The sequence below is a fragment of the Acinetobacter sp. SFD genome, from assembly GCF_001647575.1.
Taxonomy (GTDB): Bacteria; Pseudomonadota; Gammaproteobacteria; order Pseudomonadales; family Moraxellaceae; genus Acinetobacter; species Acinetobacter pecorum.
In genome coordinates, this window is the sequence record NZ_LSZJ01000003.1 from 24581 (window position 1) to 50027 (window position 25447).

Consider the following 25447-nt stretch of genomic DNA (forward strand, 5'->3'; position numbering starts at 1 on the left):
CATAACTTAATGTTTATATAAATAAAAAATAGCTTATCCATAGAAAAAGCGCTTCCTAATAGTAATAAATTTAAATTTATAAATTTGAATTTACTTATAAGATCGCGAGTTTTTGTGGATAACTCATAAAGCATTAAATTTAAATTCAAAACTCGAAGTTCAAATTTAAACTCTGGATAACATGTGGATAACTTTGTTGATAGAGTTGTTTATAACTTATATTTATTTAAATAACAATAACTTGATTTGTGGTTAACTCAAATCGAGATAGTGTTATCCAGTTCTGCATAAAAAATACACCTTCGCTCTTTTTTGCTGTTATTTGAAAAGAAAAGTGCTTTTGCATTGACAGCTCAAGCAATGAGCACTAAAATCGCGGACCTTCACAGAAAGATCATTTTTTGGAGTTTCAATATGAAACGTACATTCCAACCGTCTGAATTAAAGCGTAAGCGTGTTCATGGTTTCCGTGCTCGTATGGCTACTAAAGCTGGTCGTCAAGTATTAGCTCGCCGTCGTGCAAAAGGTCGTCATAGCTTAACTGTTTAATCAGTTACGCTAAGACGATTTTGGGTGTTATGACAAAACTTTATAGTTTTGGCACAGAGTTGCGATTACGCTGTGCTGCCGATTATAAAGGTGTCTTTGATGGTGCGCTTTTTAAAGTGCATCAACCCCATTTCTTATTTCTTGCAAAACATTCCGAACTGCCAAATAGCCGTTTGGGTTTAGTTGTTGCCAAGAAGAAAGTGCGACGCGCACACGAAAGAAATAGAGTAAAACGACTTGCTCGCGAAAGTTTTCGCCTGCATCAACAGCAATTAGATGACTTAGACATTGTAATCATGCCGAAAATTGGTATTGAGACAGTATCTAATGCAGAATTGCACCAGCAATTACAATTTGCCTGGCAAAAACTTAACCGTCTTGCCAAAAAGCATTCAAAAATAGCCCCCTTCCCACAAAAGTAGAGTTGGCCAATGGTACGTTTACTGCATTGGTTGATCCGTTTCTATCAGATTGCGATTAGTCCTCTTCTTGGACCGCGCTGTCGTTATATTCCAACTTGTTCTCAATATTCCTTGGAAGCAGTCCAGATGCATGGCGCTGGGCGTGGAGTGTGGCTGGCTACTAAACGTATTTGCCGTTGTCATCCGTGGGGGGGCTCGGGATATGATCCTGTTCCCTCAAAAGCGATTCGTTTTATTTCATTTCAGCAAATAGATTCTCAAACGCTTCACGTTGCTGTACCCTTTCGTGATCGTTTATTGAACCAAAATCACTCTCACCACTTGGGGTAATACATATGCAACAATGGGCCAGGATTGCAATTCTCGGAGCCATGTTTGTTGTCGCATATTTGCTCATTTTGGCGTGGCAAAAAGATTATGGAAATGCTGAAACAAAACCGCAGCAGGAAACTGCTGTTGTTTCGCATGACGTATCTGCAGATTTGCCAAATGGTCAGACGGCTACAGTTGCCTCTGATCTGCCACAAGCAAATGTGCCAGCGCAGCAAGCCACGGATGCCACAGCACCTGTAAGTCAGCAGCTTATTTCAGTACAAACTGACCTTTATCATCTTTGGATCAATCCCAAGGGTGGTGATATTGTTCGTGTTGAATTACTCAATCATGACAAGAACAAAGACAGCGATGAACCTTTCGTCATGCTGGAAAGCGATGCGAAACGGACCTATGTCGCCCAGTCTGGCCTGATCGGTCTGAATGGACCGGACAGCAGCCGTAACGGTCGTCCAACCTATGAAATGGAAAAAACCGCTTATACTCTGGCAGATGCAAAGACAGTCAAGAGCAAAGACGGTAAAAACCTGAAAGTCTTGTCTGTACCGCTGGTGTTTAAAACCGCTGATGGTGTCGAGATCATCAAGACCTTCAATTTCACTGAAGGTGAATATCCGGTCGTGGTGAACCATAAAGTGGTTAACCGCAGTGGCCAGACCTGGCAAGGTCAGATGTTCGGTCAGATCAAACGGGATAACTCGGAAGATCCAGGCAAATCCGATCAGGGTATCTTCACGCTGGGAACATTCCTGGGCGGTGCATGGGGTACTCCGGACGAGCAGTACAACAAACTTAAATTCGACAACTTTGTTGAAGAGAAAGTCAGTACTGAAGCCAAAGGTGGCTGGGTGGCAATGGTGCAGCATTACTTTGTGAGTGCATGGGTACCAGGTCATCTGAAGTTGACTCAAGGCGATGGTGAAGCCTATAGCGCCAAGCTTGAATCACGCAAATCAACCGATAACATGAACATCATCGGTTTTACTTCACCGACTTTCAATGTGCCTGCAGGTACCGTGGCTGAAGTAGATGCGACTTTCTATTCAGGTCCAAAAATCCAGTCAGAACTGAAAGATTTGGCTCCAGGTTTAAACCAGACCGTTGATTATGGCTGGTTATGGCCAATTGCAAAATTGCTGTTCGTGGGTCTTGAATTCTTCCATGGCTTGGTAGGTAACTGGGGGTGGGCAATTATTCTGTTGACCGTTCTGGTGAAACTGATCCTGTGGCCATTGTCGTCGAAGAGCTATCGCTCGATGGCGAAAATGCGCTTGATTGCCCCGGAAATGCAGCGCATGAAAGAAGAATTCGGTGAAGACCGGATGCGCTTCTCTCAAGAAATGATGGCATTGTACAAACGTGAACAGGTCAATCCGCTTGCGGGCTGTTTACCGCTATTATTGCAAATGCCAATCTTCCTGGCCTTGTACTGGGTATTGATGGAATCGGTTGAACTGCGTCATGCCCCATGGATTCTGTGGATTCAGGATTTATCTTCAATGGATCCTTGGTTCATCCTGCCATTGCTGATGGGCTTGACCATGTATATCCAGCAGTCGTTAAATCCGCAGCCGACCGATCCAATGCAGGCGAAAGTCTTCAAGTTTATGCCGATTATCTTTACGGTATTCTTGTTATTCTTCCCGGCAGGCTTGGTTTTATACTGGATCGTCAACAACTTGATCACGATTCTGCAACAAACTTTGATTAACAAGTCTGTTGCCAAAGATCGTGCTAAACGTGATGAGGCCACTCCAGTCAACTAAGTTGTACGGATAGGCTGAATAAATCCGCTTAAGATGGTAATCTTAGGCGGATTTTTTTTGGCTGTACTTTTGAGTCTTTGTAGGTGAATTTTATGCTCAACCGAACCACAACTATTGCTGCGATTGCAACTCCACCAGGACGTGGCGGCGTTGGGGTGATTCGCCTGTCTGGTCCAAAATCCTATGAGATTGCCCAGCAACTGACCCAAAAAGCGCTGCCTAAAGCACGTTTTGCCGGTTTCCGCCAGTTCTATGATGCAGCCGGTGAGGTCATGGATGAAGGACTGGTCATCTGTTTTCCGAATCCAAACTCATTTACCGGTGAAGATGTGGTGGAACTGCAAGGTCATGGCGGGCCGGTAATTCAGAATGCCCTGCTCGGCCGTTTGCTTGAGCTGGGCGCTACTGCGGCCAAAGCGGGTGAGTTTTCCATGCGTGCTTTTGAGAATGGCAAGCTGGATCTGGTGCAGGCCGAGGCGATTGCCGACCTGATTGATGCAAGCTCGCAAGCAGCCGCCCGTTCTGCGGTACGTTCTTTGCAAGGCGCGTTTTCGACCAAAGTCAATGCAGTGCTTGAGCAGCTGATTCACCTGCGTTTGCATGTGGAAGCCGCGATTGATTTCCCGGAAGAAGAAATTGATTTTCTGGCGGATGGCAAGATTTTAAATCTGCTGGATGGCGTATCCAGTGCAGTCACTCAAGTACAGCAATCTGCACGTCAAGGTCAGTTATTACGTGAAGGCTTGCAAGTCGTAATTGCAGGTAAACCGAATGCCGGTAAATCCTCTCTGCTGAATGCGCTGGCCGGAATTGAACGTGCGATTGTGACCGATATTGCCGGTACCACACGTGATGTCTTGCATGAAAAAATTACCTTAAATGGTCTGCCAATTACCCTCACCGATACCGCAGGTTTGCGTGAAACCGGCGATATTGTTGAAAAAGAAGGAATCCGCCGCGCGATTAAAGAAATTGAACAGGCTGATTTATTACTACTGGTCTATGATTTAAGCCAGGGGGAAGATCCGCTGCAACTTGCTCAGGAATATTTTGCCGAATATATCGAACCGAAACGTTTGATGCTGATTGGCAATAAATGCGACCTGACCGGTACTAAAGCCAAGATTGGGGATTTAAATGGCTTTCGCCATATCACCATCTCCGCCAAACAGGAAACCGGCGTTCAGGCGCTCATAGAAGCGATTACAGCGCATGCAGGCTTCCAGCCTGAGGAAGACACCTTTATTGCCCGTACCCGTCATTTAGACGCAATGAAGCGCACTCAAATGTACTTGGCTGAAGCGCGTGAACAGCTGGTGGTGTATAACGCGGGGGAACTGGTGGCAGAGTCCTTGCGTCTGGCACAAAATGCCTTGGGCGAAATCACGGGTGATTTTAGTGCCGATGATCTGCTGGGCAAGATCTTCGGATCGTTCTGTATTGGTAAATAATTATTTAAAAAATCCCTCAGTTGAGGGATTTTTTAGGCAGCTACAGGGGCTTTTTGATAAGTCCACCACAGTGCAGAACACAGCAGACTGATCGCGATACAAAAGCTGATTACGGCGAAATCCAGCCCCCAGTGATCGGCCAGATAACCCACGGCAATAATGGGCACAATGGTGCCCAGATAGGCAATAAACAGATAGGTTGACATGACGGCTGCACGGTTGTTCATGCTGGTGATTTGGTGAATCATTGCAAAAGCCCCCATCAGGGCAAAACCATGGCCGATTCCAAAGCAAAGATCACTGATGAAAAAAAGCAGGCTGATTTTTGCGTACATACAGAGCGCCAGAATTATCATGCTCAAGCCCATCATCATCAGGCCGATATTCAGACATTTTGAAGCTGCGACCGTTTTGGCCATCATCTGCACGATCACCGAGACCACCAGAATACTGGTAATGGCTAGGCCACTGACCAGAGGACCATGCCAAGGTAAAATATTGCGGACAAAGGAGGGTGACAGAGAAGCAAACAGGCTAAAAGCGGCAAAAGCACTAAAAGCCGTTACTGCAATAATCATAAACACCAGATGAAACTTGGCTTCAGGTCGTTGCAGTTTGGGTGCCATACTAAAGGGCTGCAGCTCAACCTTGGGCACCTTGATCCAGAACAGACCAAACAGACAGAACATAGCGCCCAGAATAACCGGTAAATATGGCATCACCAAAGGTGCAGCGGAAAACTGTGCAATCACTCCCCCGACCAGAGGTCCCAAACCAAACCCCATTGCGGTAATGATTGAAATCAGTTGTGGTGCTGTATGTTTATGGCTTTCTGGAATGGTATACAGCAAACCCATCATGGCAGAAGTAGTCATCAGGCCTGAGGCAATCCCAATAATAAAACGGCCAATCGACAGTATGAGTGCATTCTGGGCAAAGACCGAAACGATGAGTCCCAGTGTGATCAGTGCCAGACCAATTTGCAGGGTGCGTAAAAATCCGATGCTATTGCTGGTCCTGCCCAAAAATAACAGGGTCGAGAGACAGCCCAACATATAGGCAACAAAAATGTAGGTAATCTGACTGGGCAGTAAATGCCAGAGTTGCTGATAGATCGGATAAAGAGGGCTCGCCAAAGCTGTGCCAAGCGTTCCCATCATTAAAGCCAGGCTAACCATCAAGAACGGTCGCCAGCTGGTCGTTATTGTCATGAAAATGCCATTTTAGTATTAATCCTTGGCCAATCCATGTCAGGGCATAGCGAGGAATATAGAAAGTGTCTGCAGTTTAGAATGGATAGAGAAAAATGGTCAAGGCTCAATTGCCCAGATATTTTTCTGGAATAATTTAGATCATAATTTAATTATAAAATACAAAAACTTATTTGTTTTTATTCTGGTTTTGGTGTGGTTGAATTAAATATAATTCTTCTTTTTGTTCCACGTGAAACATCACAAGAGGATTTAACCCAGAATGCGCAGTAACATAAATGCTTGAGAAATTTAAAAGAAGAGCGTTTAGAATCGAAGTACATTTTTATCTAATTCATGTAGAACATTCATGTTAAAAAAAATACTGATTATGAGTTTAAGTGCCTTCGTTTCAAGCTTTGCATTCGCCAATATTGATACGGTGAAAACGAATTTGGCCAAAAACAGTCCTAACTTAAAAATTGAAAATATTCAGACCACAGAAATGCAAGGCATTTATAGCGGCTCCATGCAGGACCAGGTGGTTTATCTGAATGAAGATGCCAAGCATGTAATTGCCGGCCCGATGCTGCGGATTCAGGATCAGCATAATTTGACCCGCGATTTAATGCTAAAACAAAATAGTATCGACTGGAAAAAATTACCGCTTCAGGATGCACTGAAAAGTGTAAGAGGTACGGGTAAACGTCAGATTGCGATCTTTTCTGACCCAAATTGCCCGTATTGCAAAAAACTTGAACTAGAGCTGAAAAAACTCAATGATGTAACCATTTATACTTTTATCCTGCCATTAAAATCGCAATCTGTGGCTCCTTCAAAACAGGTGTACTGCGAGTCCAATCCAGCACAGGCTTGGGAAGATTTGATTGCTAAAGGAATTCAGCCGGGTTCTAAAAAAGGCTGTACCAATCCGATTGAGCGTAATAACAAACTGGCGCAATCTTTAGGTGTGAATGGAACACCAGCGATTATATTTTCAAATGGTTTTAAGGTGATGGGTGCCTATCCGGCAGAACAGATTGAACAGATCTTTAAAGAATTCGAGCTATAATATCCAATCAAATGATCCGTTATGCAATATAAAAAAAAGCACCTGATCAGGTGCTTTTTTTTATATGCCGGCAATTAAGCCTAGCCTAACCGAAATGGCAAATTGCTTTAGATGGTATGGCGTTTGTTGATCATATTATAAATAAACAGAATAATCACCGCACCAATCACCGAAGCGATCAGACCGGCAGCTGAGTCCGCAGAATACAAACCCAGCATACGGCCAGCAAAAGTTGCCAACAAGGAGCCTGCTATACCTAGCAAGGTCGTCATAATAAAACCTGCCTTATCGTTACCGGGATGAATGGCACGAGCAATCAGACCTGCTATAAAACCGATGACAATAGCCATAATAATTGTCCACATATGCATACTCCTTCTTGTCATGTCTTTGTTTTACATCGTTCACTCATATTGAAATAAAGTCGGGTGGATAAAAAGTTGAATCCTGAAACGGGCTGTTGTGTTTTTGTTCCCTGTGTTACTGAAATTATTCAAGAAATAAAAAAAAGTGGCACAAGGCCACTTTCTAAACAGTGCTTATCGATTTAACCCAATCTTAAAGACCGATTTCACCAATAAAAGGAATATGACGGTATTTCTGATCATAATCCAGGCCATAACCGACAATAAACTTGTCTTCAACTTCAAAGCCCAAAAATTTCACCTCAAGTTCAATCTCGCGACGTGAAGGTTTGCTTACCAACGTACATAACTGAATAGAATTAGGTTTACGGGTCTGCAGGATTTCCAGTACTTTGCTCAAGGTATTGCCCGAGTCGATAATATCTTCAACGACCAGTACATCTTTACCATGAATTTCACCGTCCAGATCTTTCAGGATTTTAACATCGCGGCTTGACACCGTACCGCCAGCGTAGCTAGATACAGTCATGAAGTCGAGTTCATGCGGCTTGTTAATGGCACGACATAAATCAGCCATAAAAATCACTGAACCGCGTAATAAACCGATGAGCACAAGTTCTTTGTCACTATTGGCATAGTGTGCATCGATTTGAGCACCAAGCTCTTTGACTTTAGCTTGAATTTCTTCAGCGGAAATCATTACGCTCATTTGAACGGTCATGGGTAGATACCTAAAAAGTAAAAATAGCAAAATAAAAAAGGTGTTGACCTGCAACACCTGAATTACGGTAATTTTAATACATCCTTAGCTGAGATGCACCTGTTTTACCTGCGGTAAATGTAATCATTTTTTCGGCTGCCGAGAGTCTCGTTTCAGTGCAAAAGCACAGAGAGCGACGATTGCAGTCAAAATGATCCGGCGCTGACGCGGTTTATTGGGCTTTGACATAGACAGCTTGTCCAGCAACATAAGTAGCTGCAATATTACGGTCATCCCCCAGCATGGTCAGTGCAAAAAAGGTATCTTCAATATTCCTCGCCTTGCTCTGACGCAGTGTTTGTAAGGCAGTCGCATTCAGATCCAGAACCACAAAGTCTGCCTCTTTGCCAATGTTGAAGTTACCCAGCCGGTCATCCAGACTTAAAGCTCTAGCACCACCTAAAGTGGCATGATACAGCGATTCAAAAGCTGATAGTTTTTCTCCCTGCAGCTGTTGAACTTTATACGCTTCATTCAGGGTTTGCAGCTGGTTAAAGGACGTTCCTGCTCCAATATCTGTACCTAAACCTACTTTAACTCCTTTACTCCAGGCTTTCTTCAGGGGAAATAAACCACTGCCAAGGAACAGGTTGGAGGTTGGACAGAAAGCAATCGCAGAGTCGGTTTGCTGCATACAGTCCCACTCCCCTTCTTCCAGATGTACGCAATGCGCGAAGACGGATTTGCTGCCGGTTAAGCCATAATGATGGTAAACATCCAGATAACCTTCATGTTCTGGAAAGAGCTCTTTTACCCAGGCGATCTCGTTTTTATTTTCACTGAGATGGGTATGTACATACACGTCTGGATATTCACTTTTGAGCTGGCCGGCTTTTTGCAGTTGTTCAGGTGTTGAGGTCGGAGCAAAGCGCGGTGTGATGGCATACAGGTTTCGTCCTTTACCGTGCCATTTCTCGATCAGGGCTTTAGACTCAGAATAAGCCCTGTCTGCAGTGTCCATTAGGGCATCTGGTGCATGACGATCCATCAGAACTTTACCTGCAATCAGGCGCATATTGCGCGTGGTCGCCGCATTGAACAAAGCATCTACAGATTCAGGATGAACGGTACAAAACACCAATGCCGTCGTAGTGCCATTTTTAAGCAATTCCTGCACGAAAAATTCGGCAATTTTTTCGCTATAGGATGAATCCTGGAACTGGATTTCAGTGGGAAAAGTATAGGTATTTAACCATTCCAGCAGCTGTTCACCATAAGCCCCGACCATTTCAGTTTGCGGAAAATGGATGTGGGTATCAATCATGCCTGGAATAATGAGCTGTTCAGGATAGTGGGTCACCGTGAGCCCTGCAGCAAGTTGATGCTGTCCTTCCTGCCAGGAGCCGAACCACTGGATTTTTCCATTTTTCATGATGAGTAAACCATCTTCTACATATCGCACTTGGTCGTGTATGTCACGTGCTTGGGCAACTGTATTCTGAATGTCGAGGAAGCGACCACGGATCGCTGTAGTTGCAAGTACAGAAGACATTTTAAACCTACGCTTTTAATTTTTTCGATTGATTGTAGCTGAAAAAATTGCCATGTTTATATGAACATTCATATTTAAAGAGTGATCTTAATTTGCCATGACCTCCCAAAATGCTCTTGATCAGTTTTATCAGATTGTGCGTGCGCAACCTGTACGGATGAAAATTTTGCAGACATTGGCTCTGTTGCACCCCCCATGCCTATATCGCAGCAGATGATTACCTCATGTGATCTGGGCACATTTACATGGATCTGACTATGAGATTGATCATACCGAGGTCGACGTGATTTTCTTTGCTCCCAATGAGCAGGCCCGTCCTTGAGAGCGGCTACTGGCAGATCAGCTAAGGAGCTATTTTTCCAGATATTATTTTGAATGTGACCAATCAAGCTTTTGTGCATGAATGGTACCGGAGCGATCAAAATAAAAGGATTGCATCTTTGATTTCAATTGAACAGGTACTATCTCTTTGGCCAGAAACAGCCATAGCTTTGGCACTGCGCCTGCAAGATGATAATGCGTTAGAGTGGATCACCCCTTTCAGTTTGACCGATTTATTTGAGTTAAAGCTGCGTTGGAATCCAAATTTAGTCAGCTATGCCGTGTTCGATCAACGCATATTGAGCAAACAGTTTTTGCAAAAATGGACCAAATTATCCCTGATAGAACAATAAAAAAAGCCTGCTGATGCAGGCTTTTTAATGATTAATTTTACAGGGTGGTTTCGTTATGCTTCTTGCTATGTCGAATCGACAAGATTGCAGTGATAGTCAAGACAAGCACAATAAAGCTTAAGGAAATCCAGATCGGCATATGGAATACATCCAGCATCAGCATCTTAAAGCCGATAAAGACCAGAATGATCCCGAGACCATAAGGTAGATAATGCATTTTTGAGGCTGCACCTGAGAGCAGGAAGAACATGGCGCGTAGGCCTAAAATCGCCATCAGGTTTGCAGTGAGAACAATAAAGGGATCGGTGGTAACGGCAAAAATAGCTGGAATAGAATCGACGGCAAAGATCACATCAGAGGCTTCGACCAGAATCAGGACCAGGAACAACGGCGTTGCCCAGAGCAATCCGTTTTGACGTACAAAAAATTTGTCACCCTGAAGTTTCGGGGTGATACGCATGTGTTTACGTAGCCATTTCAGGATGGCCATATCTTCAATATTACTGTCTTCTTCATGCTGACCGCGCAGAAACTTGAAGCCGGTATACACCAGGAACGCACCGAAGATATACAGAATCCAGGAGAACTCCTGTACAAACCAGGCACCAATAAAAATGAAGATGGTTCTGAGTATAATCGCACCCAGTACACCATATAACAGCAATTTACGTTGTAGTGCCGGTGGAATGGCAAAGGCGGCGAAGATCATCAGCCAGACAAAAACATTATCAATTGCCAGGGATTTTTCCAGCAGATAACCGGCAAAGTATTCCATGACCTTGGTATTGGCAATTGCCACACCTGCAGTCTGTTCCAGATACAGCCATAAACCGCCACCAAATAAGGTGGCGACACTGACCCAGGCAATACTCCAGTAGGCCGCAGTGCGGACTTTTACTTCCTGGCCATGCTGATGCTTAAAGCCGATAAAATCGATCACCAGCATGACGGCGACAATTGCGAAAAAGACAAGATACAACCAGAGCGTACCAATTGTTTCCATGTGAACTCTCCACATCGGACGACTGGCCATAAAAAAAACCTTGACCAGCTGCCAGATGAAAAACATCTATAACAACATGATCAAGGTCTTGCCTACATCTTGGTGTTTCACTTTTTTATATCAAGTGTGACCTAAAGATGCTCAGATACCGACTTTTTGCAAAGTGTAATGACGATATTCTGACACGTTCAAAAACTGAAATTTCATTCTTAAACGTTTGGAGGAGGCTACTCCCCTTGTTCAAACTCAATTCTGTTTGAGCGATTGCTCAATATGGAGGGAGCATGACAGATCTGACTGGAAATCACAATCTATTTTACAAAAAAGCAGCGTTTAATCAGCAGCTTTGGACAGAAAATCTGGACGTTTGACCAGATAGATACTGAGTAGAAATCCAAGCATTGCCAGCCCTGCCCCTACCCAGCCTATGCTGTCTAAACCGATCTTTTTGGTGATGATACCGCCAAGTAAGGCACCCGCACCTATACCGACATTATATAGTCCTGAATAAATGGCCATGGCGACATCGGTAGCATCTGCCGCAAGATTCAGGGTTTTGGATTGTAAGGCCAGACTAAAGCCAATAATACTCAAGCCCCACAGCAAGGTTAATCCAGACAGTCCTGTGACCGTAGCAGAGAGTGGCAAGAGCAGTAACATTGAAATGGCCATACCCAAGCTAAAAGCAGGAATTGTCATTTTCGGGAATTGTGCAGTAAAGCGGCCAAACAGATATGAACCCAGAAAACCCGCTCCGCCATAGACCAGCAGTAAGGTCGTAGTCTGTTCAGAAGTAAATCCGGCGATATTCAGGGAAAACGGCTCAATATAACTATAGGCGGTAAATTGCGCTGTAATCATCAGAATGGTCAAAGCAAAGACCAGCATCAGGCTTGGACGTCGAATCAGGACTTTTAGGCTGCTCAAGGAGCCTGAATTTACACTGGGCAGAAGTGGCAAGGCTTTAGCCAGAATCAGACAAATGATAAGCGCTGCACAGGCAATCAGGGCAAAACTGTTACGCCAGCCATATGCTTCACCAATCATCCGGCCAAACGGAATGCCCAGTACCATAGCCATGGCTGTTCCTGTGGCCAGCAAGCCCAGTGCCTGAAATTCTTTGCCTTTAGGTGCCACCCGAACCGCGAGTGAGGCAGTAATCGACCAGAATAAGGCATGTGCGATGGCAATCCCGACCCGGCTAACTAGTAGTACACTAAAACTCCAGGCAAAATAAGACAGGACATGACTCAAAATAAATACTGCAAAGACCAGCATCAGCAAAAAACGCCGTTCTACGGTTTTGGTGAGTAGCATGATCGGAAGTGAGAGTAATGCCACGACCCAGGCATAAATAGTGAGCATGATGCCGACCTGGGTCGCAGACATGGCAAAGCTATGGCCGATTCCGCTCAGTAAGGCCACAGGAATAAATTCAGTCGTATTAAAAATAAAAGCTGCACAGGCTAAGGCAATTACCCCAATCCATTGCTGGGTGACAGAAGAAGCAGAAGCTGAATCAGACATAAGGGATTGCCTGTAAAAAGATGCAGTATTCTAATCCTGTCTCTTAATCAGGAAGTAGATAAAAATTAAAATTCTAGAAAGAAAAAAATGTAGAAAAAACTGTGATGATTTAAGCGAGATTATCCCTGCAATTAAGACAGCAATAAAACCTGATAGAGGGCAGGAAAATTTAAAATGAATAAGGGAGTGAAATAAAAAATTTCATTACCTATTAAAAACTTAACAATAATTCATATTGTTAATTCAGCAAGATGTTTTAAATTGAAGGAACCAGCAATTTTATACAGGATCAGCTTTCAGTATGGATATTCAACATCAGGATTCAAAACGCGGCGGTGTATTTTTTATGGAAGAGAATGGCCGACGTCTGGCCGAAATTACCTACCAGTGGCATGATGCGTCAACCATTGTGGCCGATCATACCTGGGTAGACAATTCCTTACGCGGTCAGGGGATTGCACGCAAAATGCTGGACGTACTGGTGGATTTTGCCCGCCAGAAACAGTTGAAAATTGTTCCGCAATGTTCCTATGTGGATGTCATGTTTAAACGTGATTCTAGTCTGGCCGATGTCGCAGCAACGGCTATTTGACTATCCAGGGGGATTTTTCAAAAGATCGGCCTAGTTTTTCTTTTAAGACAGGCAGAACTACACCCTGTAACAGGGTATATATACCAAAGCCTGCCATCATACCGGTCATGGCCCAGAAAATTTCTTCAAATTGTTGCAGCATCAACAAAATTGCCATAATCAGCAGATAACTGGCATGGAAATAAATGTGATGACCGACAAATTGCAAAATGGCCCAGCTGATAAAAATCGAACTGATGAGCAGATTGGTTTGAGTACTGAAGGTCAGATTATTTAAAGTGATCATCAGGGCAAAACACCCACATAGTAAGCCAAGGGTTAAGATCAAATCTTTTAACATCAGGCTGTGTCCTTATGTTTATGATAGGTGTATGAAAATATTCGTTTAATAATTTAGAGCTATTGTTAAAAGTTCAAATCTAAAATGCAAACAGAAATGCTTGTAAGCAAAAACGGATATTTGCTTAAAAAATAGTCGACTTGAGGTAAAATAATTGATTAAACTGTAGTTTTAATTCCTCCTCTGAGTAAGACGCATGATGCTACAACTTTGCTATGCCAGTGAACGGATAGAATCTGAACAAGAGTTGAGCGATATTTTGGCGACTGCCCGGAATTTTAATCAACAGCATCAGATTCATGGCGTTTTATATTATTCCCATGGCAAGTTTTTCCAATGTCTGGAAGGTCAGGCTGAAATAGTGGAAAGCTTATTTCAGCGCATTTCTCGAGATGCCCGCCATCACAATGTCCTGCGTTTTGAAGATGCGATCGTAGAGCAATCCCATTTCTCGGAATGGTCAATGAAATATGTGCATAAACATAGTGAAATTTCTTCTTTATTTTCACGTTTAGGTTTCAAGCAGTTTGAACCGCATGCTTTACAGCAGTCAGGAATTTCTGAATTTTTAAAAGTGCTGTATCGCCTGGAGGAAAATCAGGCCAGTCTGGCATCACCAAAAGGTTATAAGCAACGCGGGTATGTCCCCTATTTCTGATCTATTGATCTGTAGATAAAAGTAGAAAATAAAAAAGTCCGCATAGCGGACTTTTTTATCTGACAGGCATCAGTTCATGTCAATCATGACTTTTAATGCCTTTTCATCAGCTGCATGTTTAAATACATCATAGGCTTTTTCAAAATCGGCAAATTTAAAATGATGGGTTGCCAGTTTTTCCAGTGGCAGTTTGCCGGAACAGCAGGTTTTGAGCAGCATACCGGTTGTATTGGCATTGACTAGACCTGTAGTAATCGTCAGGTTTTTAATCCAGAGTTTGTTCAGTTCAAAGCTGACAGGTTTGCCGTGCACGCCGACGTTGGCAACATGTCCACCCTCTTTGACGATATGTTGACAAATATTCCAGGTAGGTTCTATCCCTACTGCTTCAATGGCACAGTCCACACCGCGCCCATCAGTAATCTCTAAAATTTTCTGGATGGCATCTTCCTTGGCGGAGTTGACGGTATGAGTCGCCCCTATAGTTTTGGAAAATTCCAGCCGGTTATCATCTGTATCTACCATAATAATATTGGCAGGTGAGTAGAATTGTGCAGTCAACAGGCAACTCATGCCAATTGGCCCTGCGCCGACCACAGCGACATTGTCACCTGGTTTGACATCGCCATATTGCACCCCAATTTCATGGGAAGTAGGCAAAATATCTGAGAGAAACACGGCCACGTCTTGATCCAGGCCTTCAGGTAAATGATAAAGTGAAGTGTCGGCAAAGGGAGTACGCACATATTCGGCATGAGTGCCGTCAATCATATAACCCATGATCCAGCCGCCGTCATTGCGACAATGGGCATACAGCTGTTTCTGGCAGTTTTCACAGGTTCCACAGCGGCTGACACAGGAGATAATGACCCGGTCACCCTTTTTGAAGTTCTTGACTGCCGCACCGACTTCTTCCACTATGCCAATGCCTTCATGGCCCAGAATCCGGCCATTAAAACTACCTTCTTTTCGTACGGCTTCCTGCTCAATTTCCGGGTTTTTACCTTTCCATATCCCGAGATCGGTACCACAAATCGTGACTTTTTCTAGTTTGATGATGGCATCGCCAGGATGCAAAAGGGTGGGAACAGGGCGGTCTTCAAAGCGGATATCATTTTCGCCGTAATAGACCATTGCTTTCATACTTGTCATGACACATCTCCTAAGGGAGTGAGGAGTGAGAATGACCTGGCTTAGCCAGAATGGTGAATGCCTTGATCGCTTTTATTAGAGTGGCAGCAATGGGCTGATTCATGATCTAGCTTTCAGGTCTATAAATACCTGTATTCTTCCCGATTATGCCTTGCGTGTTATGGGGCTACAATGAGTCTTATGTATAGATTGCAACAAAAAATCATTAGAGGGATTTAGGTAGGAATCCGCAGTTTGGATCAATATCCAAGTCATGGTATTTCAAGATCAGCACAGGTATACACTTTTGCTCAATGAATATTTTAAACTGTCAAAAAAAGCCCGCTTAGCGGGCTTTTTTACTAGATCGAGATTAATTTATGCTTGTAAAACAGTCATTAGCTTCTGATGCAAACCGCCAAAACCACCATTTGACATAATCACTACGGCATCCCCCTCGCCTGCTTCAGCGACCACAGTCTGAATGATGTCATCCAGTGTGCGTGCAACTTTGGCTTTGTTGGGTGCAGCATCAATGACCGGTTGCAGATCCCAGTCCAGCCCTTCAGGTTGATACCAGATCACTTCATCAGCCAGACGAGCAGAATGGGCCAGGCCATCTTTATGGCTGCCCATACGCATGGTATTGGAGCGCGGTTCGATAATCGCCCAGAGTTTGCGTTCACCCAGACGTTTGCGCGCGCCTTCCAGGGTCGTGTCAATCGCCGTCGGATGATGGGCAAAATCATCATACACCTCGATACCACGGACTGTACCTAGCAGCTCCATACGGCGTTTTACCCCGCCAAAATTCGATAGCGCTTCACAGGCTGTTGCAATGGATACCCCGACATGTTCAGCGGCTGCGATTGTCGCAAGTGCATTGGCAACTGAATGTTGCCCGGTCATATTCCACAGCACTTCGCCTTTGACCACACCGTGCTGCAGCACTTTGAAATGGGAACCATCTTCCGATAACTGCTCAGCATACAGCTCAGCTTTTTCATTGGCATCCAGACTGGTACGCACCACCGGTGTCCAGCAGCCTTGTTCCAAGACTTCATCAATATTACTTTCAGTAATTGGTGCGATAATCCGGCCTTCGCTGGGAATGGTACGGACTAAATGATGGAACTGTTTTTGAATTGCTGCCAGATCATCGAAGATATCGGCATGGTCAAATTCCAGGTTATTTAAAATTGCAGTTTTAGGATGGTAATGTACGAACTTGGAACGCTTGTCGAAGAAAGCAGAGTCATATTCATCCGCTTCGACACAGAAGTATTTGCCACCGCCCAGACGTGCGCTTTCCGAAAAGCCAAGGGGTACACCACCAATCAGGAAACCCGGCTCCAGACCGGCTTGATCCAGGACCCAGGCCAGCATGGTGGTCGTCGTCGTTTTGCCATGTGTTCCGGCAACACCTAAAACATGTTTGCCCTGCAGCACATGATCGGCCAGGAACTGCGGACCCGAAATATAAGGCAGACCTTCATTCAGCATATATTCCACAGCATCAATGCCGCGCTTCATGGCATTACCGACAATCACCAGATCCGGATGAGGCTGCAAATGACTACGATCATAGCCCTGCATTAAAGTAATGCCTGCATTTTCAAGTTGGGTCGACATCGGCGGGTATACATTCAGGTCAGAACCTGTTACCTGATGGCCCAGATCGCGTGCAAGTAGCGCTAACGAGCCCATAAAGGTGCCACAAATACCCAAAATATGCAGATGCATCTACTTCACTCCGTTCCTGTCTGACCCTGTCACCTTAGATTGGTGCTACTGGCATGATTTATTCAATTTGCAAGCAACGATAGCAAGGCTTTACACGAAAAGATAGTCAAAACTCAGAGCGGATTGCGGGATTTTTTTAATCCAGTTTCAAGGATAAACTCAAAGAAAAGTTACAAGCAGTGCAATATCTTTTCACCAAATAAACGGTAAAATAAGTTAAACCTTTTTGCAGAGTGCATGCAGATGCTCCAGGCTCTATTTCTTCTGGTGATTGCCAACTGTTTTATGACACTGGCCTGGTACGGACATTTAAAGTTTTTGCCGCATGATGCACCCCTCTGGCAGGCAATTTTATTCAGCTGGATCATTGCCCTGTTTGAATATAGCCTGATGATTCCGGCGACCAAATTACTGGCACAGCAAGGACTGGCTGTCGGTCAAATGAAAATTACCCAGGAAGTGGTGACCTTACTGGTGTTTGTACCTTTCATGATTTTCATGTTTAAACAGCCGCTTAGACTGGATTATCTCTGGGCCGCTTTGTGTCTGTGCGGATGTATCTATTTTGTATTCCGCAGTTCCTAAATGGCAGTAACTACGACTACTCCCCTATTTTTATTCCAGTTTTTAAGAATTCAATAAAAAAATAAGAAAAATCGAGTCTTGCTTTGACCGTTAAATTTTATGAAGCTGAATTTTCAGTCTATAATGAGTACTCCTATTCAAGCTTGGCTCTCTCGTCGAGATTTATCTTTTCTTACTTTAATCTCTGGAAAATTTGCAATGAATGCGGCTGCTGCACAAGATACTCCTCTCGTAGGTATTATCATGGGTTCTCAATCAGATTGGGCAACTCTCGAACACACTGCCAATATGCTTAAACAGCTTGGTGTCCCATTTGAAGCCGAAGTCGTTTCTGCACATCGTACCCCAGACCGCCTGTTTGAATATGCCGAGCAAGCGCGTGATCGTGGTATTCAGGTGATTATTGCCGGTGCAGGCGGTGCAGCGCATTTACCGGGGATGTGTGCAGCGAAAACTGATTTGCCAGTACTGGGCGTACCGGTGAAATCTTCGATTTTAAACGGTGTTGATTCATTGCTGTCTATTGTGCAAATGCCAGCCGGTATTGCAGTCGGTACCTTGGCGATTGGTCCTGCCGGTGCCACGAATGCTGCCATTATGGCGGCGCAAATTCTGGGTTTGACCCGTCCAGAGATCGCAAAAAATGTTGCAGATTTCCGTACGGCGCAAACAGATAAAGTGGCAAGCAACAATATTCCAGGCCAGGTTTAAGTCGAGATACAGATTATGGATAAAACCATCGGTATTTTTGGTGGCGGTCAGCTGGGTCGTATGATGGCGCAAGCGGCACTTCCATTAAATATTCAATGTACATTTTTTGAAGCCAGCACAGACTGCCCTTCTGCTGCATTAGGTCCAGTGATTTCGAGCAAAGCTGAAAATGGTCTGCAAGACTTTATTAACAGTGCAGATGTATTTAGCCTAGAGTTTGAAAACACGCCCCTTGCAGATGTTGACGTACTGACGCAAAGCAAGCAACTGCATCCGCCACGTCAGGCTTTGGCGATTGCACAGCATCGTCTGTCTGAAAAAGCCTTGTTTGATGAACTGGCTATTCCGGTTGCACCGTATAAAGCGGTCACTTCACTGGAAAGTTTAAAAACAGCTGTAGTTGAACTGGGCTTGCCGATCGTACTGAAAACCTCGCGTGGCGGTTATGATGGCAAAGGCCAATTCGTTTTACGTTCGGCAGACCAGATGGATCAGGCCTGGGCAGAATTGGGTCCTGCGGGTGAACTGATTGCTGAAAGTTTTGTAACTTTCTCACGTGAAGTCTCAATCATTGCAGTACGTGGCCAGAATGGCGATGTCAAAACCTGGCCTTTGGCAGAAAACCATCATCATAACGGGATCCTGTCGCATTCGATTGTGCCTGCACCACACAGTGCAGATTTGCAGCCTGTGGCGCAGGACTACATCACTCGCCTGCTGAATCATCTGAACTATGTTGGTGTGCTGACCCTTGAGCTGTTTGTGACAGACAAAGGCTTATATGCCAACGAGATGGCGCCACGCGTGCATAACTCGGGGCACTGGTCGATTGAAGGCGCCGTATGTTCACAGTTTGAGAATCATGTACGTGCAGTGGCAGGTTTACCTTTAGGTTCAACTGAAGTGATCCGTCCAACTGTCTTGGTGAACATCATTGGGCAGTATCCAAAGTCTGGAGATGTACTGGCATTAGAAGGTGCGCATTTGCATCTTTACAACAAGTCAGAGCGCGAAGGCCGCAAGATTGGTCATATTACCCTGATGCCAAATGACAGTACGCAATTGTCTATACTTTGCCGTCAACTGGCGAAAATTTTACCGAATCCATTGGCATTGAGCGAAGATATGACCATCTAAGTTGTAACCTGCTGATAAAAAAAGCGATCACTACTGTGATCGCTTTTTTATTTGCCTGCTTTCAGGCATGATTGCGCCTCTTCAAAAATACCTGCCATTGGTCGGATCATTTTGTGGATGAATTGATTATAAACCGGTCAATTGATTATAAATATCATCATCTCATTCAAGCCGATTTTGCGCGGGATTGTGTACTATTCAATTATGGATAAGCCTGAATCAATATTTGAATTTAAAACTAGGATATGGGTTTGAATTTAAATTCATAAAAATAAATTCAAATTTAAAACAACTTTGAATTCAAATCTGTACTTTTAAATTTAAAAGTATGAATTCAAATTTAAAATCCAATAAATAAATTCAAAGTTTCTGAATTTAAAACTGGCTCGTCATTTTAATGAATTTAAAACCAGCATCGTGTCAGCCAGAAGCTCTGACGGTTTAAAGCACTCTATTATCAACTTAAGTTATCCACAATTAATTTTTAAATTCATAAAATTGGACTCAAGTTATAACTTTAAATTCAAAACCGCGCACATTTTGAATTTAAAAAACAACCTGTGGATAAATATTTAAATTTAAAACTACAAAATGAATTCAAAAGTGTAGAAATTATGAATTTAAATTTACGTATTGGCGCTTTAATTTTCATCATGAGCTGCTAAGGTAAAAACATAATTCGAAATCTAAATATTCAGGGGTCTTATGCAACGGCTTGCACTTTTTGTTGGTTCTGTGGTTTTGGCTGTCACTCAGGCACAGGCAGAACTTATTATTAATGGCCAGCGTGTCACACCGACTAATTTGCCTGCTAGTTCAAGTAGTCCAAATTATGCATCCCAAAATAATTTTCAGAACTGTCTTGCCAATTTACGCAGTCAGGCAGTTGCCCAAGGAGTAAGTGGGTCAACTTATGATCGCTATACCCAAAATTTAACACCCGATTATTCTGTGATCGAGCGCCTGAACTATCAGCCTGAGTTTTCAACACCGATCTGGGATTATTTGTCAGGTTTGGTTGATGAAGAGCGTGTCCAACTGGGCCGGCAAAAACTGCAGCAGCATCGTGAAGTGTTAAACCGTATTAGTGCCGTTTATGGGGTGCCTGCAGAAACCATCGTGGCGGTATGGGGAGTAGAAAGTAATTTCGGTGATATTTCGGGTCGTTACCCTTTATTGCAGGCTTTGGGTACCTTGAGCTGTGAAGGTCGTCGTCAAAGTTATTTCCGTGGTGAGTTCTTTACCACCATGAAACTGCTGCAGCGTGGTGATGTGCGTGAAGAGCAGCTGCGTGGCTCATGGGCAGGCGCATTTGGTCATACCCAGTTTATGCCATCGACTTATGATGAACTTGCAGTTGATTTTGATGGTGATGGCCGACGTGATCTGGTTTCAAGCATTCCTGATGCGCTGGCGTCGACGGCAAATTTTTTAAGCAAGCGAGGCTGGCAGAGCGGCCAGCCTTGGGGTTTTGAAGTCAAGATTCCGCAAGGCATGTCGGTTTCTGGTGAAGGCCGTCGTAATAAAAAATCCTTGAGTAACTGGCTTAATCAGGGGGTGGTGCGTGCCGACGGTTCGCCTTTAATTCAAGGAAATTTATCACAATCCTCTCAAGCTGGATTACTTGCGCCTGCGGGGCCGAATGGCCCGGTGTTCCTGGTCTTTAAAAACTTTGATGCCATTTATAGCTATAACGCGGCAGAAAGTTATGCCTTGGCGATTGCACATTTATCCGATCGCCTGCAAGGTAAAGGCTCGTTTATGGCCACATGGCCTACTGATGATCCGGGAACTTCTCGTGCAGAACGTCGTGAGATCCAGCAATTTTTATTGAATCGAGGTTATGACATTGGTGCGGTGGATGGCCTGATTGGAGATAAAACCCGTCAGGCGATTCGTCAGGAACAGCAGCGTTTGGGCTTAAGTCCTACAGGTCGTGCCGGTCAGCAAATTTTGCGGGCCTTTAGAAATGAAAATGCCAAACGCATGATGCAATAAAGAATATTGAAAACTGAAAAAGGTCTGCATTTTTGCAAACCTTTTTTGATGACTGTTTTTGAGTAGCTATATAGTCATGCAAGATAATAGTAATTCGCTGAATTTAAACAGCAGTAATGGTGCCGAGAACGCGATAGCCAGCGGCACCAGTGACTGCAGGCAGGTTGCCATTTAGCTGATTCATAAAACGCATGGCCAGCCAGGCAAAGGCAGTAGCTTCTACCCAGGTCGGACTGAGGCCTAGATCGGCGGTAGTCTGTACGCTCCATTCATGTTTGCGCAGGCGCCAGCGCAACTGCTCCAGTAAATGTGAGTTGTAGGCACCACCACCGCAAACAAAAACCTGTCCGGTATCCATGCCGGAGCGGTAAATGGCTTTTTTAATGGCACGAGTGGTGAGCTTTAATAAAGTCGCCTGTACATTTTCTGGAGTGTCTTCCAGTTCATCGTATTGCAGGTCATTGCGCCAGTCAGCAATCTGTTCATCCAGCCATTCCAGGTTGAAATCTTCACGACCGGTACTTTTCGGAGGTTCTTTGGAGAAGAATTCGTGTGACTGCAAGCGATCCAGCAAGCTGCGAATCGGGGTGCCATAGGCTGCCCAATTGCCATTTTCATCAAAAGGCTGGCCGGTATAACGGGAACACCATGCATCCATCAAGATATTGGCCGGTCCGGTATCAAAACCATACACCTCTTCAGGCTTGCCGGCAGGCAGCAGGCTGACATTGGCAATACCGCCCAGATTTAAAATGACCCGGTGAATGCTGTCATGCTGGAAAATATCCTGATGAAATGCCGGAACTAAAGGTGCTCCCTGACCACCTGCCGCCAGATCACGACGACGAAAATCTGAAATCACCGGAATCTGGGTAATTTCAGTAATGATGTTCGGGTCACCAATTTGCAGGGTGAAGCCATGTTCAGGACGATGCCGGATAGTCTGGCCATGCGAGCCAATCGCCTTAATTCTAGATTTATCCAGGTTATTTTTTTCAATCAGCGCATTAATACCATGACCAATCATTTGTGCTAGCGCAACATCGGCCTTACCCATGCGGTCAATTTCATTGTCATCTGGCAAGGTCAGTGCCATCAGCTCATCCCGAAGGTCAGGATCAAATGCCAAAGTGAGTGTGGCATGAAGCTGGAGTGGATCAAAAGAAGCAGCAACAATATCGACACCATCCATGCTCGTGCCGGTCATTACCCCAATATAGATCGCTGTCATGGTTATTCTTAAGCCTGCAATATGCTGAAAAAGTGTTAGTATATCGCACAAATTGAGTAACTGATGTATTGGATTTTGTGATGTCAAATTTCCTGCCGGCTGAAGAACAACTTGCCCTCATTCAACGAGGCACCCACGAAATTATTTCTGAAGAAGACCTTCTCAAGAAATTAAAACAGAATCGCCCATTAAAAATTAAAGCGGGTTTTGACCCGACTGCGCCTGACTTACACCTGGGTCATACGGTTCTCATTAATAAGTTAAAAGTATTTCAGGACTTGGGTCATGAGGTGTACTTCCTGATCGGTGACTATACTGCGATGATCGGTGACCCAACCGGAAAAAGTGCTACACGTCCACCGTTGTCACGTGAACAAGTTTTAGAAAATGCTAAAACTTATCAAGAACAAGTATTTAAGATTCTTGATCCAAACAAAACCAAAGTGGTGTTCAACTCGGAATGGTTTGCTCAAAAAACTGCAGCTGATCTGATTCAACTGGCATCTCAGCAAACGGTTGCACGTATGCTTGAGCGTGATGACTTTACCAAGCGCTATAACAATCATCAGCCAATCGCGATTCATGAATTCTTGTATCCATTGGTTCAGGGTTATGACTCGATCGCACTGGAAGCAGATGTAGAGCTGGGTGGTACAGACCAGACCTTTAACCTGTTGATGGGTCGTACGCTTCAAGGTCGTTATGATCAGGAACCACAAGTCTGTATTACTGTACCAATTCTTGAAGGTCTGGATGGCGTCAACAAGATGTCCAAGTCTTTAGGTAACTATATTGGTGTATTTGATGCACCAGGTGCGATGTACCAAAAAGTGCTTTCAATGCCGGATTCTCTGATCGAGCGTTATTTTGACCTGTTAAGTTTCAAGTCAATTGAAGAAATTCAGCAACTATTAAAAGAAGTGGCAGAAGGCCGTAATCCGCAAGAAGTCAAAAAGATTCTCGCGTTAGAGCTGGTCGAGCGTTTCCATGGTGCTGAAGCAGCTGCCAATGCACATAAAGGTGCAGGTAATATCATTACTGAAGGTGAATTGCCTGAAGGTACGCCTGAAGTGACCATTTCACGTGCTGAATTCGGTGGCGAAATCTTTATTACTTCAATTTTACGTGAAGCAGGCTTAACTAAAAATGCAGCACAAGCCAAAGATGCACTTGGTCGTGGTGCGGTAAAAGTGGACTGGAAGCCAGTTGATGCCTCTTTTTCTGTGAAAGAGAACGTGACTTTGATTATTCAAGCGAGTAAAAAATCCATCGCTAAAGTGACTTTTGTTGACTAAATTTAGAGCTAAGTTATTGAAATAAAAGCAGGCTTCGGCCTGCTTTTTTATTGATGTCCTATATTCATAAATCGAATAAGTAACTTCAAAAAAAACCCTATGAAAACAATAGGTAATTTTTTCCAAATTGCTTGCTTTTCGGGAATATTATGTATAGGATTTATTCATCTAGAGAATTTGTTTAGACATCTAGAGGGTAGTAATAATAAGGTAAATCCACAATTTATAAGGTCTCCTTCCAAAGAGACTCTTTTTAAGCTTTAAAGTGAATAACTATAATAATGACATCGTGGATCGGGTAAAGATTCAATTCTAAGGGAGAGATTTTGGGAGAGATCTCTTCCTTTTTTATTGCTGTGGTCTAAGCGCGATTTTCGGTATTCAACAAATGAAATAAAGTCAAAATTAGCTTCATCCTTTTTTAAACCTCATTTCATTTATAAAAAAGAAAGGTAAATAAGGTGTATCACTACCAGACTGAACAGATGTTTGATGAAGATATTGATTTCATTTTACGTTTTTTATTTGAATATGACGTTTCTGAACAAAAGCGAAAGTCTTTTCACTATGCTTGTGCTTTATTCCAGCAATTAGATCTTGCCTCACATTATCTGCTTTTTTCCTTAGTCAAAGAACGATTACCACATCGGGCTAAATTATTATTCGCTGCTGAAGACTATAACGGTAAAAAAGAGGTTATTCAGGAAGTGATGCAGCATTGGATAAAAGATCGTAGTTCATCAAAGACGAATTAATCTACTTTAATCCCTTTTTATCTTTAAATATCTTTAATGAAATTTTAGATCTGATCTGGAACAAGGAAGGATCAGGCCGGTATTTGTGCTTTTAAAAATTTACTAGTAAAAAAGATCATAGAAAAAGTAGTAAATTTGGCTTTCTACCCCTATTTGTCTAATAAGCCAGTTACAAAACAGAAAAAGATATAAATAGATATAAGGAAATTTTAGAAAGTTCTGGATATAGAGTGTGGGAAACTTAACGTCTGATTGAAGTTTAGGCATTTTTTTGAAATTTATACATTTTTGATAGCTATGAGGTCTTAATGAGATTGGCGGTATTAAAGAAAATTGCACTGAGTACAGCTTTTAATGCAGAAAAATGCTCAAAATTTAGATAAAAAAACGATTTTTTAATGAATTTTGTAGAAAAAAGATACATGCGTGAAAAATATAGTGAATTGGGGGTTGCAATGATTCTGAAATCCTCTAGAATGCACCCATACCGACGAGATAGACGGAAACGAACGAAGCAGATTGCTGAGTTGTTAAGTATATCGAAGTCCAGCTTCTGGCACTGACGAGGTGTTAGAAAGATCATTAAGAGATTATGAAGAACAACTTGTGTGGATTTTTACTGGTTGATTGATCGAAATTATTTTCATTGATTGATGGTAGAAATTAC

Annotated in this window: 25 protein-coding genes; 15 read left to right on the plus strand and 10 right to left on the minus strand. The window is 43.5% G+C overall.

Annotation, left to right across the window (positions count from 1 at the left end; translation table 11 throughout):
* The first annotated feature begins 414 nt into the window (after positions 1–414).
* The 5 genes from rpmH (at position 415) to mnmE (ending at position 4521) form a co-directional block, all read left to right on the plus strand.
* Positions 415–549, plus strand: coding sequence for a 50S ribosomal protein L34 (gene rpmH, locus AY605_RS04420; protein ID WP_000831329.1), 135 nt, complete (start codon positions 415–417; stop codon positions 547–549).
* A gap of 29 nt (positions 550–578) precedes the next feature.
* The gene (rnpA, locus tag AY605_RS04425) at positions 579–971 is read left to right on the plus strand and encodes a ribonuclease P protein component (RefSeq protein WP_064095261.1); all 393 of its coding nucleotides are present in this window, start codon (positions 579–581) and stop codon (positions 969–971) included.
* A 9-nt stretch (positions 972–980) separates the two neighbouring features.
* Positions 981–1301, plus strand: coding sequence for a membrane protein insertion efficiency factor YidD (gene yidD / locus AY605_RS14775; RefSeq protein WP_004281931.1), 321 nt, complete (start codon positions 981–983; stop codon positions 1299–1301).
* Positions 1302–1306: 5 nt separating this feature from the next.
* Positions 1307–3070 carry a membrane protein insertase YidC gene (gene yidC, locus AY605_RS04430; protein WP_064095262.1) on the plus strand — a complete coding sequence of 588 codons (1764 nt, stop codon included), beginning with the start codon at positions 1307–1309 and terminating at the stop codon, positions 3068–3070.
* 92 nt (positions 3071–3162) lie between these two features.
* A complete protein-coding gene (gene mnmE / locus AY605_RS04435; protein ID WP_064095263.1) occupies positions 3163–4521 on the plus strand; it encodes a tRNA uridine-5-carboxymethylaminomethyl(34) synthesis GTPase MnmE in 1359 nt (452 codons plus the stop codon).
* A gap of 32 nt (positions 4522–4553) precedes the next feature.
* Here mnmE and AY605_RS04440 read toward each other — a convergent pair whose 3' ends face one another.
* On the minus strand, positions 4554–5699 hold the full coding sequence (locus tag AY605_RS04440; RefSeq protein ID WP_064095264.1) for an MFS transporter: 1146 nt from the start codon (positions 5697–5699) through the stop codon (positions 4554–4556).
* Between the two features lie 382 nt (positions 5700–6081).
* On the opposite strand from AY605_RS04440, the gene AY605_RS04445 reads away from it, so the two are divergent.
* Positions 6082–6783, plus strand: coding sequence for a DsbC family protein (locus AY605_RS04445; RefSeq protein WP_064095265.1), 702 nt, complete (start codon positions 6082–6084; stop codon positions 6781–6783).
* Between the two features lie 107 nt (positions 6784–6890).
* Here AY605_RS04445 and AY605_RS04450 read toward each other — a convergent pair whose 3' ends face one another.
* The 3 genes from AY605_RS04450 to guaD all read right to left on the minus strand — a co-directional run bounded on the left by AY605_RS04450 (position 6891) and on the right by guaD (position 9400).
* Positions 6891–7148: a GlsB/YeaQ/YmgE family stress response membrane protein gene (locus AY605_RS04450; protein WP_064095266.1), complete on the minus strand. Its 258-nt coding sequence runs from the start codon at positions 7146–7148 to the stop codon at positions 6891–6893.
* 193 nt (positions 7149–7341) lie between these two features.
* Entirely contained in the window at positions 7342–7869 is a 528-nt protein-coding gene (gene hpt / locus AY605_RS04455; RefSeq protein WP_064095267.1) for a hypoxanthine phosphoribosyltransferase, read from the minus strand.
* Between the two features lie 211 nt (positions 7870–8080).
* Positions 8081–9400: a guanine deaminase gene (gene guaD / locus AY605_RS04460; RefSeq protein ID WP_064095268.1), complete on the minus strand. Its 1320-nt coding sequence runs from the start codon at positions 9398–9400 to the stop codon at positions 8081–8083.
* A gap of 377 nt (positions 9401–9777) precedes the next feature.
* On the opposite strand from guaD, the gene AY605_RS15175 reads away from it, so the two are divergent.
* Entirely contained in the window at positions 9778–10074 is a 297-nt protein-coding gene (locus tag AY605_RS15175) for a nucleotidyltransferase family protein (RefSeq protein ID WP_265732882.1), read from the plus strand.
* Positions 10075–10111: 37 nt separating this feature from the next.
* On the opposite strand, the gene AY605_RS04470 is transcribed toward AY605_RS15175, so the two are convergent.
* Both AY605_RS04470 and AY605_RS04475 read right to left on the minus strand, forming a co-directional pair.
* Positions 10112–11077, minus strand: a complete 966-nt coding sequence (locus AY605_RS04470) for a TerC family protein (RefSeq protein ID WP_064095280.1) — start codon at positions 11075–11077, stop codon at positions 10112–10114.
* Between the two features lie 333 nt (positions 11078–11410).
* Positions 11411–12604 carry a sugar transporter gene (locus AY605_RS04475; RefSeq protein ID WP_064095269.1) on the minus strand — a complete coding sequence of 398 codons (1194 nt, stop codon included), beginning with the start codon at positions 12602–12604 and terminating at the stop codon, positions 11411–11413.
* A gap of 301 nt (positions 12605–12905) precedes the next feature.
* Here AY605_RS04475 and AY605_RS04480 point away from each other — a divergent pair, with 301 nt between their 5' ends.
* Positions 12906–13196: a GNAT family N-acetyltransferase gene (locus tag AY605_RS04480; protein ID WP_064095270.1), complete on the plus strand. Its 291-nt coding sequence runs from the start codon at positions 12906–12908 to the stop codon at positions 13194–13196.
* Here the strand turns inward: AY605_RS04480 and AY605_RS04485 are convergent.
* Positions 13189–13536, minus strand: coding sequence for a hypothetical protein (locus tag AY605_RS04485; RefSeq protein WP_064095271.1), 348 nt, complete (start codon positions 13534–13536; stop codon positions 13189–13191). The genes AY605_RS04480 and AY605_RS04485 overlap by 8 nt on opposite strands.
* 196 nt (positions 13537–13732) lie before the next feature.
* Here AY605_RS04485 and AY605_RS04490 point away from each other — a divergent pair, with 196 nt between their 5' ends.
* Positions 13733–14194, plus strand: a complete 462-nt coding sequence (locus tag AY605_RS04490; RefSeq protein WP_064095272.1) for a BLUF domain-containing protein — start codon at positions 13733–13735, stop codon at positions 14192–14194.
* 69 nt (positions 14195–14263) lie between these two features.
* Here AY605_RS04490 and AY605_RS04495 read toward each other — a convergent pair whose 3' ends face one another.
* Positions 14264–15346, minus strand: coding sequence for a zinc-dependent alcohol dehydrogenase family protein (locus AY605_RS04495; protein ID WP_064095273.1), 1083 nt, complete (start codon positions 15344–15346; stop codon positions 14264–14266).
* Between the two features lie 357 nt (positions 15347–15703).
* Entirely contained in the window at positions 15704–17068 is a 1365-nt protein-coding gene (gene mpl / locus AY605_RS04500) for a UDP-N-acetylmuramate:L-alanyl-gamma-D-glutamyl-meso-diaminopimelate ligase (RefSeq protein ID WP_064095274.1), read from the minus strand.
* Positions 17069–17311: 243 nt separating this feature from the next.
* On the opposite strand from mpl, the gene AY605_RS04505 reads away from it, so the two are divergent.
* The 4 genes from AY605_RS04505 to AY605_RS04520 all read left to right on the plus strand — a co-directional run bounded on the left by AY605_RS04505 (position 17312) and on the right by AY605_RS04520 (position 21499).
* Positions 17312–17653 (plus strand): DMT family protein, encoded by a 342-nt coding sequence (locus AY605_RS04505; protein WP_064095281.1) that lies wholly within the window; start codon positions 17312–17314, stop codon positions 17651–17653.
* 198 nt (positions 17654–17851) lie between these two features.
* A complete protein-coding gene (gene purE, locus AY605_RS04510) occupies positions 17852–18364 on the plus strand; it encodes a 5-(carboxyamino)imidazole ribonucleotide mutase (RefSeq protein ID WP_064095275.1) in 513 nt (170 codons plus the stop codon).
* Positions 18365–18379: 15 nt separating this feature from the next.
* A complete protein-coding gene (locus AY605_RS04515) occupies positions 18380–19501 on the plus strand; it encodes a 5-(carboxyamino)imidazole ribonucleotide synthase (protein ID WP_064095276.1) in 1122 nt (373 codons plus the stop codon).
* A 705-nt stretch (positions 19502–20206) separates the two neighbouring features.
* A complete protein-coding gene (locus AY605_RS04520) occupies positions 20207–21499 on the plus strand; it encodes a lytic murein transglycosylase (protein WP_064095277.1) in 1293 nt (430 codons plus the stop codon).
* A 103-nt stretch (positions 21500–21602) separates the two neighbouring features.
* On the opposite strand, the gene AY605_RS04525 is transcribed toward AY605_RS04520, so the two are convergent.
* Positions 21603–22730 (minus strand): anhydro-N-acetylmuramic acid kinase, encoded by a 1128-nt coding sequence (locus tag AY605_RS04525; protein ID WP_005094877.1) that lies wholly within the window; start codon positions 22728–22730, stop codon positions 21603–21605.
* Between the two features lie 80 nt (positions 22731–22810).
* On the opposite strand from AY605_RS04525, the gene tyrS reads away from it, so the two are divergent.
* The gene (gene tyrS, locus AY605_RS04530) at positions 22811–24025 is read left to right on the plus strand and encodes a tyrosine--tRNA ligase (RefSeq protein ID WP_044112806.1); all 1215 of its coding nucleotides are present in this window, start codon (positions 22811–22813) and stop codon (positions 24023–24025) included.
* A 485-nt stretch (positions 24026–24510) separates the two neighbouring features.
* Entirely contained in the window at positions 24511–24780 is a 270-nt protein-coding gene (locus tag AY605_RS04535) for a hypothetical protein (protein ID WP_225215812.1), read from the plus strand.
* Positions 24781–25447 lie beyond the last annotated feature (667 nt).

Bases quoted from the DNA above. Each gene is read 5' to 3' on its own strand.
- rpmH (WP_000831329.1), top strand. From the start codon at position 415: ATGAAACGTACATTCCAACCGTCTGAATTAAAGCGTAAGCGTGTTCAT.
- rnpA (WP_064095261.1), top strand. From the start codon at position 579: ATGACAAAACTTTATAGTTTTGGCACAGAGTTGCGATTACGCTGTGCT.
- yidD (WP_004281931.1), top strand. From the start codon at position 981: ATGGTACGTTTACTGCATTGGTTGATCCGTTTCTATCAGATTGCGATT.
- yidC (WP_064095262.1), top strand. From the start codon at position 1,307: ATGCAACAATGGGCCAGGATTGCAATTCTCGGAGCCATGTTTGTTGTC.
- mnmE (WP_064095263.1), top strand. From the start codon at position 3,163: ATGCTCAACCGAACCACAACTATTGCTGCGATTGCAACTCCACCAGGA.
- AY605_RS04440 (WP_064095264.1), bottom strand. From the start codon at position 5,699: ATGGTTAGCCTGGCTTTAATGATGGGAACGCTTGGCACAGCTTTGGCG.
- AY605_RS04445 (WP_064095265.1), top strand. From the start codon at position 6,082: ATGTTAAAAAAAATACTGATTATGAGTTTAAGTGCCTTCGTTTCAAGC.
- AY605_RS04450 (WP_064095266.1), bottom strand. From the start codon at position 7,148: ATGTGGACAATTATTATGGCTATTGTCATCGGTTTTATAGCAGGTCTG.
- hpt (WP_064095267.1), bottom strand. From the start codon at position 7,869: ATGACCGTTCAAATGAGCGTAATGATTTCCGCTGAAGAAATTCAAGCT.
- guaD (WP_064095268.1), bottom strand. From the start codon at position 9,400: ATGTCTTCTGTACTTGCAACTACAGCGATCCGTGGTCGCTTCCTCGAC.
- AY605_RS04470 (WP_064095280.1), bottom strand. From the start codon at position 11,077: ATGGAAACAATTGGTACGCTCTGGTTGTATCTTGTCTTTTTCGCAATT.
- AY605_RS04475 (WP_064095269.1), bottom strand. From the start codon at position 12,604: ATGTCTGATTCAGCTTCTGCTTCTTCTGTCACCCAGCAATGGATTGGG.
- AY605_RS04480 (WP_064095270.1), top strand. From the start codon at position 12,906: ATGGATATTCAACATCAGGATTCAAAACGCGGCGGTGTATTTTTTATG.
- AY605_RS04485 (WP_064095271.1), bottom strand. From the start codon at position 13,536: ATGTTAAAAGATTTGATCTTAACCCTTGGCTTACTATGTGGGTGTTTT.
- AY605_RS04490 (WP_064095272.1), top strand. From the start codon at position 13,733: ATGATGCTACAACTTTGCTATGCCAGTGAACGGATAGAATCTGAACAA.
- AY605_RS04495 (WP_064095273.1), bottom strand. From the start codon at position 15,346: ATGACAAGTATGAAAGCAATGGTCTATTACGGCGAAAATGATATCCGC.
- mpl (WP_064095274.1), bottom strand. From the start codon at position 17,068: ATGCATCTGCATATTTTGGGTATTTGTGGCACCTTTATGGGCTCGTTA.
- AY605_RS04505 (WP_064095281.1), top strand. From the start codon at position 17,312: ATGCTCCAGGCTCTATTTCTTCTGGTGATTGCCAACTGTTTTATGACA.
- purE (WP_064095275.1), top strand. From the start codon at position 17,852: ATGAATGCGGCTGCTGCACAAGATACTCCTCTCGTAGGTATTATCATG.
- AY605_RS04515 (WP_064095276.1), top strand. From the start codon at position 18,380: ATGGATAAAACCATCGGTATTTTTGGTGGCGGTCAGCTGGGTCGTATG.
- AY605_RS04520 (WP_064095277.1), top strand. From the start codon at position 20,207: ATGCAACGGCTTGCACTTTTTGTTGGTTCTGTGGTTTTGGCTGTCACT.
- AY605_RS04525 (WP_005094877.1), bottom strand. From the start codon at position 22,730: ATGACAGCGATCTATATTGGGGTAATGACCGGCACGAGCATGGATGGT.
- tyrS (WP_044112806.1), top strand. From the start codon at position 22,811: ATGTCAAATTTCCTGCCGGCTGAAGAACAACTTGCCCTCATTCAACGA.
- AY605_RS04535 (WP_225215812.1), top strand. From the start codon at position 24,511: ATGTTTGATGAAGATATTGATTTCATTTTACGTTTTTTATTTGAATAT.